Source organism: Curtobacterium sp. MCBD17_013, assembly GCF_003234565.1.
GTDB lineage: Bacteria > Actinomycetota > Actinomycetes > Actinomycetales > Microbacteriaceae > Curtobacterium.
The window spans coordinates 39,072-51,186 of sequence record NZ_QKTU01000004.1; the positions used below are offsets into that span (position 1 = coordinate 39,072).

Here is a 12,115-nt window from a genome sequence, read left to right on the forward strand (position 1 = left end):
GAACGGCATCTCCTGCGATCTCGCGGGGGGAGGTCAGCCCCGGTCGGGGCCCTCGCCCCGCCCGGTCGCACCGGCCGCGGGCCCCGCCCCGGGCACGTCCGGCCCGACGTGCCAGCGGAGCAACGCGGCGACCGGCGCCCCGGACGGCACGGACGCCGCGTTCACGAGCACGACCTCCGCGTCGGTCACGAGCGCCGCACGGGTGATGCCGACCGCAGCCGGGACGGACCCGAGCACGGTGGTGCCGAGGGCCTCCTCGGGCGCGGTCGCGATCCAGGGCGCGGCGTCGAGCGCGAGCACCGTGCGGTCCTCGAACGCGGCCGGGTCGACGACGACGATCGACGCCTGCGCTTGCTGGAGCGCCGACACGACCGGTCCGACACCGGTGACGGCCTCGCGGTCGCCACGGCCGACGTGCGTGCGGAGCAGGTCCTCCACGTCGTGGCGGCGCTGGGCCACCACCCGCGCGAGGGCGATCTCGACGTGCTCGACGAGGGCGTTCTCGGACGCGTCCGGTGCCCGGGTGTCGACCGGCACCTCGGACACGAGCGGCCGGGTCGCGGTGCTCAGCTGGTCGATGAACAGCTGGCGCGCGCGGATGTCCCCGGCGACGACGACGAGCCGCGGCCGCAGCCGGTCGACCGCCTGTTCGACGGCCTCGACGACCTGTGCCTCGTTCTCGCGCCAGATCTCCTCGGTGTGGTGCTGCCAGCGCAGGTGCGCCCAGCCGCCGCCCTGGAACTTGTGGAGCGTGTCCGTCCGGCCCGCGACGTACTCCTCCTCCTGCTGCCCGCTCGGCTCGGCGTGCCCGAGTCGGTAGGCGCGGTAGCCGCCGCCCTCGCGTCCGACCTCGACCACGAGGAACGGCACGTCGAGCGGCCGGTGGGCGAGCAGCGGCACGAGGTCCGGGACGGCGCCGTACCCGACGCTCTCGGGTCCGTGCATGTGCCCGGGCAGGACCTCGCTGACGACGAGCTCGCCGTCGCGCGCCAGGACGAACCGAGCGACCGGGGCGGGCACGCCGGGTGCCTCACCGAGTTCGCGTTCGATCGCCTCGACGTCGGCGGACGGTGCCCCCTGCGCCATGAGCTGGTCGCGGGCGGCGCGGACCTGGAGCGCGGCGAGGTGCTGCGGGTCCTCCCGGTCGCCCGAGACGTCGACGTACGCCCACGACCAGGTGCCGGGCTGCGCGAGGAGGGCAGCGAGCCCCCGGTGTTCCTCCGAGACCTGCTCAGCGGTCGTCGGCGCCATGGTCCACCACCTTCCCCTCCGAGACCTGGTCCGTCTCGGTCGTGTACACGGTCGTGTCGATGCCGTCGGCGTCGTCCTCGGGCAGCGCGTGCGTCGCGTCGTCGACGAACTCGCCGTCGTAGCCGGACGCCGCGAGGGTCTCGGGGGCGTCGGTGTCGTCGGTGACGGGTTCCGATTGCCGGAACTCCTCCACGTGGGAGGAACTGCCGTGCCCCTGGACGATGCTCTGCGCCTCGTGCGCCATCTGCTCGTCGACCTCCGGGCTGTGGGTGGTGTTGCCCCGTTCGATCATGTCGATCTCCTTCCGTCGGTCCCGCCATGGTCGGCGGCCGCGCCTGCGTGTGTCCGCAGCTCACGGCGGACGTCGAGGTCGGGAGGGCCGGGGCGGGCCGGTCCCGCGCCTCCCGTCCGGCGGGCGCCCCGTACGGACGGGACGCCCGGGCCGCAGGGGACGCTCGCTAGGGTTGAAGCACCCGCCGGCCGGCGGACCAGGATCGACGACGACCCTCGCGGTCGAGGACAGCACCCAATGACGGACATCGCCACCGCGCCCGCTCCCCGGGCGATCTCGGACCTCCACTCGACCGCTCCCGGCTCGGCCTCGCGCCGTCGCCCCCGCGCCCACCTGCACACCGACGCACCGTCGCTGTCGCTCGACGGGGACTGGCGGTTCCGCTGGTCGCCCGTCGCCGAGGTCGCCGAGGACTTCGCGGCCGACACGTTCGACGACGCCGACTGGCAGACCCTGCCCGTCCCGTCGCACTGGGTGCTGCACGGGCACGGCGCGCCGATCTACACGAACGTGCAGTACCCGTTCCCGATCGACGCACCGCACCCGCCGGAGGAGAACCCGACGGGCGACCACCGCCGCACGTTCGAGCTCCCGGCGTCGTTCGCGGACGCCGACCGGGTCGTCCTGCGGTTCGACGGGGTCGAGTCGCACTTTCGCGTCTGGCTCAACGGCGTCGAGGTCGGCTGGTCGACGGGGTCGCGCCTCGTGACCGAGTTCGACGTCACGGCGCTGCTCCGCCCGGGCGCGAACACGGTCGCGGTCCGGGTGCACCAGTGGTCCGCCGCGAGTTACCTCGAGGACCAGGACCAGTGGTGGTTGCCCGGGGTCTTCCGCGACGTCACGCTGCTCGCGCGCCCGGTCGCCGCGATCGAGGACGCCTTCGTCCGCGCCGACTGGGCTCCGCTGCTCGCGTCGGCCGCCGCCGCCGGCACCGCTGCGTCCGGCGCCCCCGCCACCGGCGTCGGTACCGTCACGGTCGAGCTCGACGCCGTGTTCCCGGTGGTGTTCCGGATCCCGGAGCTCGGCCTGGAGGAACGGTGGGCGACCGCCGCGGACGTCCAGCCCGTCACGCTGCCGGCCGTCGAGCCCTGGAGCGCCGAGGTCCCCCGCCGGTACGAGGCGACCCTGACGTCGGGGACGACCGCGGGCGGGACGGGCGCTGGCGAGACCGTGACGCTGCGACTCGGGTTCCGCACGGTCGAGATCCGCGGCGACCGGTTCCTCGTCAACGGCGAGCGCGTCGTGTTCCACGGTGTCAACCGGCACGAGACCCACCCGGAGCGGGGCCGCGTGTTCGACGAGGCCCACGCGCGCGCGGACATGGCGATGATGAAGCGCGCGAACGTCAACGCCATCCGAACCTCGCACTACCCGCCGCACCCCCGGGTGCTCGACCTCGCCGACGAGCTCGGGTTCTGGGTGGTCCTCGAGTGCGACCTCGAGACGCACGGGTTCGAGCACCTGGGCTGGGTCGGCAACCCGTCGGACGACCCGGCGTGGCAGGACGCCTACCTCGACCGCATCGCCCGGACGGTGGAGCGGGACAAGAACCACCCGTCGATCGTCCTGTGGTCCCTCGGCAACGAGTCCGGCACGGGCCGGAACCTCGCGGCGATGTCGCACTGGGTCCACCGCCGTGACCGCTCGCGCCCGGTCCACTACGAGGGCGACTACACGGGCTCCTACACGGACGTCTACTCGCGCATGTACCCCTCGCTCGTCGAGACCGAGTCGATCGGCGGCGGCCCCGTCGTGACCCCGCTCCTCGGGTGCGGTCCGGCCGAGGCGGCACGCCAGCGGTCGAAGCCGTTCCTGCACTGCGAGTACGTGCACGCGATGGGCAACGGACCGGGCCAGATCGCGGAGTACGAGGCCCTCGTGGACCGGTACCCGCGCCTCCACGGCGGGTTCGTGTGGGAGTGGCGCGACCACGGCCTGCTCAGCCACACGGCCGACGGCACCCCCTACCACGCGTACGGCGGCGACTTCCGCGAGGTCGTGCACGACGGCAACTTCGTGATGGACGGTCTGGTCCTGCCCGACGACACCCCGACGCCGGGCCTCGCCGAGTTCGCCGCGGTCGTCGCGCCGATCCGGATCAGCGTCTCCACGACGGTCGCCGGGGGCACGGTGCTCGTCGAGAACCGGTACCACTCCGCGTCCACCGCGGGACTGCGCTTCTGTTGGACGCTCGAGCGCGACGGCGTCGCGGTCGCGGCCGGGAGGCTCGCCCCGGGCCTGGTCGCGGCCGGCGCCTCCGCCACGGTTCCGGTCCCGCCCGAGGTCCTCGCGGTCGCCGCCGAGGGCGTCGAGGGCGAGTTGTTCCTCGACGTGACGGCCGAACTCGCCGGGCCGACCGCCTGGGCCGACACCGGGCACGTCCTCGCCCGCACGCAGGTGCCCGTCCCCGTCGTGGCGGACGCCACCGGCCGGGCGACCGACGCTCGCGGGGTGGGCACGCACCGGGCCTCCCGGCCGTCGTGGCAGGGCGACGCCCTGGGGATCGCGACGTTCGACGCCCGAGGCGACCTGGCGACGTGGCACGGCCTGCCCGTCGCCGGGCCGCGCCTCGAGCTCTGGCGCGCGCCCACCGACAACGACCGCGGTGCGTCCCAGGGCTCGTACGAGGTCGCCGACCCCGCGCTCACCCTGGGCGTCGGCGGCATCGCTCCCGCCTCGGCCGTGCGGTGGGAGGCCCACGGGCTGCACCGCCTGACGCACCGGCTGGTCGCCGTCGAGCGCACCGAGCACGGGCTCGTCCAGCGGGTCCGGGTGTCCGCGGCGAACAGCGGCGCCGGGGTCGACGTCGTGCACCGGTGGACCGCGACCACCGAGGGCGTGCTGCTCCGCACCGAGGCCGTCCCCTTCGGCGCGTGGGACTGCACCTGGCCGCGGATCGGCGTCCGGTTCGACCTGCCCGGTTCGCTGGCCGACTCGGACGTGACCTGGCTCGGGACGGGGCCCGACGAGTCCTACGCCGACTCGTCCCACGCCGTCCGCGTCGGTCGGTTCACCGCCGCGGTCGACGACCTGTCCGTCCGGTACTCACGGCCCCAGGAGACCGGGCACCGGCCGGACCTGCGGTGGCTCGAGCTCGGGCCGCTCCGCGTGACGACCGTGCCCGCGGCCGGATCCGGGCACGGTGCGCACGCCGGTCACCGCGCGGGGTTCACGCTGTCGCGCTGGACCGCGCAGCAGATCACCGCGGCCGGGCACCCGCACGAGCTGCCGGCCTCGGACGCGCTGTACCTGTACCTCGACGAGGCGCAGCACGGGCTCGGGTCGCGCGCGTGCGGGCTCGACGTCCTGCCGGAGCACCAGCTGTGGCCGGCGGCGCGGGCGTGGGAGGTGCTGCTCGGGTAGGGCACCCGGGCCTGCCGGTGTCGCACCGGTTCCTTCCGTTCGAACCCCGCGATGCGGGTGTTCGACGGGACGGAGGCGGTGCACCTCGCGACGGGCCCGCGGCGGCGTCAGCGCTGCTCGGCGGCGATCGCGTCCGCGGCGGCGGGGTCGGCGTCGTGGAGGAACGTCGACAGGCGCTCGACCTCCGGCTCCTCGCCGATGCCGTCGGCCGCCCGGCGCAGCGCGAACAGCGAGCGGAGCACGCCCCGGTTCGGCTCGTGCGCCCACGGGATCGGGCCCTGCCCGCGCCAGCCGGCCTTCCGGAGGGCATCGAGGCCACGGTGGTACCCCACGCGGGCGTAGGCGTACGACTCGAGCGCGGCGCCGCGGTCCCAGGCCTCGTCGGCGAGGAGCGCCCACGCCAGGCTCGATGACGGGTGCGCCGTCGCGACGTCGGCCACGGGAGTGCCCGCGGCGAGCGCGGCGGTGACGTCCGGATCGTCGGGCAGGCGGGTCTCGGGCACGCCGAGGAGGTTGTCGGTCATACGCACCAGCCTCGCACGGCGCACCGTGACAGCACGGCCGACGCGGTCCGCGCGACGACGACATGCGCGGCCAGACGCCGGGGGACGCGCACCGGCGACCCCCAGGCCCCGCGCCTACCGTCCACCGCATGAGCGACTTCGACGCCGACCACGCCGCCCCGACCGCCCCCGAAGACGAACCACGCGGCGACCTCGAGGTGGTCCACGAGTTCACCGACGGCCCGATGCCCACCGGCGTGAGCGTCTCCCACGGCGGCCGGGTGTTCGTGAACTTCCCGAAGTGGGGCGACGACGTCCCGGCCACGGTCGTCGAACTCGTGGACGGGCAGGCGGTGCCCTACCCGTCGGTCGAGATCAACCAGGCACGGTCCATCGACGACGCCGAGCGGCTCGTCAGCGTGCAGAGCATCGTCGTCGCGCCGGACGACCGCCTGTGGATCCTCGACACGGGCAGCCCGATGATGGGTCCGACCAAGGAGGGCGGCCCGAAGCTCGTGTGCGTCGACCTCGGCACGGACCGCGTCGTGCAGACGATCGTCCTCCCGCGCAGCGTCGCGTACGAGACGACGTACCTCAACGACGTGCGGTTCGACCTCCGCCGCGGCGAGGCCGGGTTCGCGTTCGTCACGGACTCGGCGTCCGAGGGCCCGAACGCGATCATCGTCGTGGACCTCGCCACCGGTGAGGCGTGGCGGCGGCTCGAGGACCATCCGTCCACCAAGGCCTGCCCGCCGCAGGACATGGTCCCGATGGCCGAGGGACGGGTGCTCGCACAGCGCGCCCCGGGTGCGGCCCCGAAGCCGGTGACGATGGGCGCGGACGGCATCGCGATCTCGGCGGACGGCGAGCGGCTCTGGTACTGCCCGCTCATCAGCCGCCGCTGGTACAGCGTGTCGGTGGGGGCGCTCGTCGACCGGGCGATCTCGGAGGAGACCGTCGCTGGGACCGTCGTCGACGAGGGCGACAAGGGCGGGGGCGCGGACGGCCTGGAGTCCGACGACCAGGGCCGCCTGTACGCCACGAACTGGGAGCACGAGTCGATCACCCGGCGGCTGCCGACCGGCGAGATCCAGACCCTCGTGCACGACCCGCGCCTGCTGTGGACCGACACGATGTCCGTCGCGACGGACGGCTACCTCTACGTCACCGCGAACCAGCTGCACCGTCAGGCGGACTACCAGGGCGGCGAGGACCTCCGCGTGTACCCGTACTCGCTGTTCCGCTTCCGGATCGACGCGGGTCCCGTGCTCCTGCGCTGAGCAGGCGCCCGGTCACTTCTCGGGGTCGTGGCCCCAGTTCATGAGGGAGTACCGCCAGCGCGTGTGCGTGTCGTCGCCCGAGGGACGCTGGGCGGAGTGCCGGGCGACGTAGCCGACGACCTTCCGCATGTGCGCGTAGTCGTCGTCCGTGTACTCGCCCTGTCGCTCCTCGAGGATCCGGACGATGTGCCGGCCGCTCTCGTGGCCGGTCGACTCGCCGCCGCCGTCGGGCTTCTGCCCCACGGCCTTCGAGTCGTCGGTGTCGAGCCAGTGCCGCAGCTCGGTCGCGGTCATGTTCACGGCGCGGTGGAAGTCCTCGCGGGTCTGCTGCTCGTCGTCGGCCATGTCCCGATCCTGCGCGGCGCACCTCCGTGCCTGGCGCTCCGCGGTGTACCCCGGGGTCAGCGCTTGCGGGTGGGCCGCACGCTGAGCAGCTCGACGGTGCCGCGCTCCGGCAGGTCGACCACGGTCCGCACCGCGGCGGCGACGTCCTCGGGCGCCAGGTAGTAGCGGGTGTCGTAGTCCTCGCCGAGCTTCGTGGCGAGGGCGACCTGCATGTCGGTGTCGACGCGTCCCGGGTGGACGCCGGACACCCGGACCCCGTGCTCGCGCTCCTCCTCGCGGAGGGCGTCGGCGAAGGCCCGCAGGGCGAACTTCGACGCACCGTAGACGCCGCCGCCGGGCCCGCTCACGAACCCCGAGCCGCTGTTGATCGTGACGACGAGGCCGCGGACGGACCGGAGCGCGGGCAGCGCCAGCCGGGTGAGTTCCGCGACCGCGACGACGTTCGTGGCGAGGACGCGCTCCCACACCTCGCGGGGGGTGTCGGCGACGCGGCCGCCCTCCTCGATGCCGGCGGAGTGCACGAGCACGTCGAGCCGGTCCGGCAGCGGTGGCAGCGGGCCCGCGACGAGGTCGGCCACGAACGGCTCGGCGGACGGCAGCGCGTCGACGACGGCGGCGACGGCAGCGGCGGACCGCCCACCGACGAGCACGTGGTGCGTGCGGCCGAGGTCGGCCGCGATCGCGCGTCCGATCCCCCGGGTCGCCCCGGTCACGAGTGCGGTCGGTCGGACGGGAGGCACGGTGTCGGTCACCGTGTCAGCCTACGGAACGCGGCTGCGGTGCCGGGCCGAGTCGGGCCTCCCGGCCGCGACGCGCGCGGCGCAACGGACGGGAGGCCCCTGCTCACTTCTCTCGACCGGCACTCTCGCGGATCTCGATGCCGGAGAGGACGTCCTTCGCGTGCTTCTCGTCCTGCTTGTCGATCTGGCGGGTGTCGCGCTCGGGGAGCTGGATGTCCTCCTCGGCGTGGATGCCGGCCTGGAGTTCGCGGCCGCGCTCGACCTCGGCGTCGAACTCGGCGCCGAACAGCAGGGCGCAGTTCGTGATCCAGATCCACAGGAGGAACACGATCACGCCGCCGAGCGACCCGTACGTCTTGTTGTAGTGCGAGAAGTTCGCGACGTAGAACGCGAACGCGATCGAGGCGATGATCCAGATGAGGAGCGCCAGGAGCGCGCCCAGGCTCATCCAGCGGAACTTCGGCTGCCGGACGTTCGGCGACCAGTAGTAGAGGATCGCGATGATCACGACCGCGATCGCCGCGAGGATCGGGAGCTTGGCGTAGTCCCAGACGGTCACCGCGACGGAACCGAGTCCGATCGCATTGCCGACCGCCTCGGCCACCGGGCCGGAGAGCACGAGCATGAGCGCGCCGATGACGAGCAGGACGACCGTGAACACCGTCACACCGAGCATCGTCGGGCGGAGCTTCCAGATCGGACGCCCCTCACGGATGCCGTAGATGCGGTTCATCGCACGGCCGAACGACCCGACGTACCCGGACGCGGACCACAGCGCACCGAGCACACCGACGATGAACGCGAGCGGGGCCGCGGGCGACCGGACGAGACCGTTGATCGGGCCCTTGAGCAGGTCGACGACCTGGTTCGAACCGACGTTGCCGAGCACCTTCATGACCTGGTCGACCGTCGCCTGCCCCTCGCCGAACAGGCCGAGGATCGAGACGATCGCGAGGATCGCGGGGAACACTGCCAGGACGGCGTGGTACGTCAGGCCGGCTGCCAGGTCGGTGCACTGGTCACTCGAGAACTCGCGGAGCGTCTTCTTGAGCGTGTACTGCCACGAGGGCTTCGTCAGGTCGGTCGGGTCGTCCGGCTTGCGGGGGTCGTCCGGGTCCGGTGCGGTGTTCCTTGCCATCGGTGGCTCCTCCTGTGGTCGACGTCGTCAGCGGGTCGCGGGGTGGCGACTCACCGGTCGTCGGCGTCGCGACGCTTCTGGACGGGGTTCAGCTTGTCGGGCTTGCGGGCGAAGGCGGCCTTCTTCCGCTTGCCGCTCTTCTTGGTCTTGCCGGGCTTGTAGACGGGCAGCAGCATCGGCTCCCGCGCGGCGTCGAGGCGCCCCGCGTCCGTCCGACCGATGACCACGCCGCCGACGATCGCCACGAGTCCCGCACCGGCCGTGACGGCCATGGCCACGAGGGGCGTCGGGTCCCGGTGCAACTGCTGACGCGCCTTCGCGACCGCCAAGCGCCACTGCGCGGGGACGTCCGAGCGCCGCACGACCTCGTTCACGGTGTGGCGCAGGTCCTCGCGCGTCCGCACGTTCTGGAGTTCGAGTTGCGGGATGCTGTCGCGCGATCCGCTGTCGGCCATACCGGGCCTACACCGCGTCCGGCGACGGCGTGCCTGCCGTACCGGTCGTGTCGGTCTCGCTCGACGTGGCGGCGCTCGGCGCCTCCGGCTTGCCCGCAGCGCTCGGACCCGCGGTTCCGGGTCCGCCGGCCACGGTGTCGGTGCTCGAGGCGTCGGTGTCGGTGTCGCCCGACGACTTCACCTTGCTCTGCACGGCGCCGGCGGCACTCGTCGCCGCGTCCTTGACCTTGCTCGCGACGACCGGTGCCTTGTCCTTGACGAAGCCCTCGGCGTCGTGGAGGCCCTTCTGCACCTTCGGGTCCGACCACACGCCCTGCGCCCGGGTGCGGATGCGCTCGTACGAGGAGCGTCCGGCTCGGGCTCCGAGCACGTACCCCAGCGCGATGCCGGCGATGAACAGCAGTCTCTTCATGGTGGTCCTCTCGTGTGGAGTCGTCCACCGTCGTGCCTACTCGGAGTCGAGTGGACGCTCATGCGGCTCGCACCGGTCTCCCAGGCGCCGACGTCGGCCGTCCCCCGGTCACGCACGCCGTCGTGCCGCCGACGGCCCGCGCGGGCGCCGACGAGTAGCCTGCGGCCATGCTGTTCCGAGACGTCGCCGAGGGGATCCACCGCCTCGAGATCGCCCACACGAACCTCTACCTCGTCGAGACCGGCGACCAACTGCTCGTCGTCGACAGCGGTCTGCCCGCCGCGTGGCCGCACCTGCTCGTCGCGATCACCGAGCTTGGGTACACCCCCGACGCCGTCGAGGGCATCGCGCTCACGCACGGGCACTTCGACCACGTCGGCACCGCGGCCCGTGCGCGTCGGGAGTGGGACGTGCCCGTGCTCGTGCACCCGCGGGACGCGGAGCTGGCCGCTCACCCCTACCGGTACCGGACGGAGCGGAACCGGCTCGTGTACCCGCTGACACACCCCGCCGGCCTCCCGAAGCTCGCGCGGATGGTGGTCGCGGGAGCGCTCATGGTCGAGGGTGTGACCGACACGAAGCCGCTCGACGAGCGGGACGCCGTGCAGGCCTCCCCGTGGATCATCGAGACGCCCGGGCACACCGACGGCCACGTCGCGCTGTACTTCGCCGACCGCGACGCCCTCATCGCCGGCGACGCGATCGTCACGCTCGACCCGTACACCGGTGGGATCGGCCCGCAGATCGTCGCCGGGTCGGCCACCGCGGACAGCGGCGCCGCCCTGGAGTCGCTCGACCGGCTCGTCGACACCGAGGCACGGATCGTGCTCCCCGGGCACGGCCCCCAGTGGCGCCGGGGCATCCGGAGCGCGGTCGAGCAGGCCAAGCGCCGCTCCGCGCACTGAGGTCGGGGTTCGCCGACGTGACCCAGCGGGTCGCGTGAGGTCGGGCGCGGGTCGCGTGGATACGGGGCGCGGGTCGGGTGGAGTCGGACGGGGGTCGCGAGCGTTCGGACGCCGCCGCGACTCAGCGGGTCGCGGCGTAGCCGATGAGCACCATGGTGACGAGGAACCCCGCCAGGTAGTTCACGAGCAGGAACCGGCGCCACCCGGCGTTCGCCGCGTCGGCGTCGGCGTCGGCGACCGACCACCACGGCAGGACGTTCAGCGCGTAGGGCACGACGACGATCGCCGCGAACGGCCCCGGGAACGGCGTCGCGAGCACGACGAGCCCCGCGACGACGTAGGCCACGAACGCCAGGCGCACCGTGGCCCGGGCGCCGATGACCGTCGCGACGGATCCGATGCCCCCGGCGCGGTCGGCCTCGACGTCCTGGACCGCACCGAACGCGTGGCTCGCGACGCCCCAGAGGAAGAACGACACGCACACGGCCAGGAGCGACCCCGTCCAGTGCGCTCCCGCGAGCGTCAGGCCGTACACCGCCGGGGACACGAAGTGCGTGCTCGAGGTCAGGGAGTCGAGGAACGGCCGCTCCTTGAACCGCAACCCCGGCGCGGAGTACGCGACGACGGCGAACACGCTGACGGCGAGCACGAGCCAGCTCCACGGGCCGCCGAGCAACACGAGTGCGACGAGGAACGGCACGTTCGTCACGACGACGGCGACGAGGGTCGTCCGATGCACACTGCGGTCGAGCAGGGCGCCCTCGACGCCGCCCTTGCGCGGGTTCCGCAGGTCCGACTCGTAGTCGAACACGTCGTTGATCCCGTACATCGCGAGGTTGTAGGGGACGAGGAAGTACACGACCCCGAGCACGAGGACCGCGAGGTGGAAGCCGTCCGCCTCGTGTGTCCCGACCCCGGTGCCGAGCACGTACGCGGCCGCGAACGGGTACGCGGTGTTCACCCAGCTCACCGGCCGGGACGACACGAACAGCGCCCGGAGTGTCGACCCCGCGCGGCGCGGTCGGGCCGTCGGACTCGCGGCGCTCATCGTTCCGACCTCGATCGGGGCCCGAACAGCACGACGAGCGACGGCAGCAGCAGGACCGCCGCGATCGCGTACGCCAGGTCCTCGACCGGGACGACGCCGAGACGGATGCCGCTGATCCGCTGCGCGTCGTACGCCACGATGCCGGTGCCGACGATCACGTTGTCGAACACGACCGTCGCCACGACCAGGACGACGCCCGCCACCAGGCCGGTAAGGAGGACCGTGCGACGCCACCGCACGACGGCCTCCGGTCCGCGCCGGAGCGCCACCCGACGCACCGCGACGACCGCGGCGACCACGGCCACGAGGACCACGACGGCGAGGAACGCGAGGTCGAGGAGGGCGTAGGTCGCCGCGCCCGCGGTCATCGGAGCACCACCCCG

General features: G+C 73.3%; 13 protein-coding genes. 3 read left to right on the plus strand and 10 right to left on the minus strand.

Annotated elements, in window-relative coordinates:
* Nucleotides 1-33: 33 nt before the first annotated feature.
* Together DEI81_RS06290 and DEI81_RS06295 are read right to left on the minus strand one after the other, a co-directional pair.
* The gene (locus tag DEI81_RS06290; protein ID WP_111009682.1) at nucleotides 34-1,251 is read right to left on the minus strand and encodes a Vms1/Ankzf1 family peptidyl-tRNA hydrolase; all 1,218 of its coding nucleotides are present in this window, start codon (nucleotides 1,249-1,251) and stop codon (nucleotides 34-36) included.
* On the minus strand, nucleotides 1,232-1,543 hold the full coding sequence (locus tag DEI81_RS06295; protein ID WP_111009683.1) for a hypothetical protein: 312 nt from the start codon (nucleotides 1,541-1,543) through the stop codon (nucleotides 1,232-1,234). The genes DEI81_RS06290 and DEI81_RS06295 overlap by 20 nt, the downstream gene beginning before the upstream one ends.
* 237 nt (nucleotides 1,544-1,780) lie before the next feature.
* Here DEI81_RS06295 and DEI81_RS06300 point away from each other — a divergent pair, with 237 nt between their 5' ends.
* Entirely contained in the window at nucleotides 1,781-4,906 is a 3,126-nt protein-coding gene (locus DEI81_RS06300) for a glycoside hydrolase family 2 TIM barrel-domain containing protein (RefSeq protein ID WP_111009684.1), read from the plus strand.
* Between the two features lie 107 nt (nucleotides 4,907-5,013).
* Here DEI81_RS06300 and DEI81_RS06305 read toward each other — a convergent pair whose 3' ends face one another.
* On the minus strand, nucleotides 5,014-5,430 hold the full coding sequence (locus DEI81_RS06305) for a DUF3151 domain-containing protein (RefSeq protein WP_181435042.1): 417 nt from the start codon (nucleotides 5,428-5,430) through the stop codon (nucleotides 5,014-5,016).
* A gap of 128 nt (nucleotides 5,431-5,558) precedes the next feature.
* On the opposite strand from DEI81_RS06305, the gene DEI81_RS06310 reads away from it, so the two are divergent.
* On the plus strand, nucleotides 5,559-6,689 hold the full coding sequence (locus tag DEI81_RS06310) for an L-dopachrome tautomerase-related protein (RefSeq protein WP_111009686.1): 1,131 nt from the start codon (nucleotides 5,559-5,561) through the stop codon (nucleotides 6,687-6,689).
* Between the two features lie 12 nt (nucleotides 6,690-6,701).
* On the opposite strand, the gene DEI81_RS06315 is transcribed toward DEI81_RS06310, so the two are convergent.
* The 5 genes from DEI81_RS06315 to DEI81_RS06335 all read right to left on the minus strand — a co-directional run bounded on the left by DEI81_RS06315 (nucleotide 6,702) and on the right by DEI81_RS06335 (nucleotide 9,779).
* Entirely contained in the window at nucleotides 6,702-7,034 is a 333-nt protein-coding gene (locus DEI81_RS06315) for a DUF3140 domain-containing protein (RefSeq protein ID WP_111009687.1), read from the minus strand.
* Between the two features lie 56 nt (nucleotides 7,035-7,090).
* Nucleotides 7,091-7,786, minus strand: a complete 696-nt coding sequence (locus DEI81_RS06320) for an SDR family oxidoreductase (protein WP_111009688.1) — start codon at nucleotides 7,784-7,786, stop codon at nucleotides 7,091-7,093.
* Between the two features lie 91 nt (nucleotides 7,787-7,877).
* Nucleotides 7,878-8,912, minus strand: coding sequence for a YihY/virulence factor BrkB family protein (locus tag DEI81_RS06325; RefSeq protein WP_111009689.1), 1,035 nt, complete (start codon nucleotides 8,910-8,912; stop codon nucleotides 7,878-7,880).
* A 50-nt stretch (nucleotides 8,913-8,962) separates the two neighbouring features.
* A complete protein-coding gene (locus DEI81_RS06330; RefSeq protein ID WP_111009690.1) occupies nucleotides 8,963-9,367 on the minus strand; it encodes a hypothetical protein in 405 nt (134 codons plus the stop codon).
* Between the two features lie 7 nt (nucleotides 9,368-9,374).
* Nucleotides 9,375-9,779 carry a YtxH domain-containing protein gene (locus DEI81_RS06335; protein WP_111009691.1) on the minus strand — a complete coding sequence of 135 codons (405 nt, stop codon included), beginning with the start codon at nucleotides 9,777-9,779 and terminating at the stop codon, nucleotides 9,375-9,377.
* A gap of 167 nt (nucleotides 9,780-9,946) precedes the next feature.
* On the opposite strand from DEI81_RS06335, the gene DEI81_RS06340 reads away from it, so the two are divergent.
* Nucleotides 9,947-10,684 (plus strand): MBL fold metallo-hydrolase, encoded by a 738-nt coding sequence (locus tag DEI81_RS06340; RefSeq protein WP_111009692.1) that lies wholly within the window; start codon nucleotides 9,947-9,949, stop codon nucleotides 10,682-10,684.
* A gap of 121 nt (nucleotides 10,685-10,805) precedes the next feature.
* On the opposite strand, the gene DEI81_RS06345 is transcribed toward DEI81_RS06340, so the two are convergent.
* Both DEI81_RS06345 and DEI81_RS06350 read right to left on the minus strand, forming a co-directional pair.
* Nucleotides 10,806-11,732, minus strand: coding sequence for a prenyltransferase (locus tag DEI81_RS06345; RefSeq protein ID WP_111009693.1), 927 nt, complete (start codon nucleotides 11,730-11,732; stop codon nucleotides 10,806-10,808).
* Complete coding sequence (locus DEI81_RS06350; protein ID WP_111009694.1) at nucleotides 11,729-12,100, minus strand: lycopene cyclase domain-containing protein; 372 nt, start codon at nucleotides 12,098-12,100, stop codon at nucleotides 11,729-11,731. The genes DEI81_RS06345 and DEI81_RS06350 overlap by 4 nt, the downstream gene beginning before the upstream one ends.
* Between the last annotated feature and the right edge of the window lie 15 nt (nucleotides 12,101-12,115).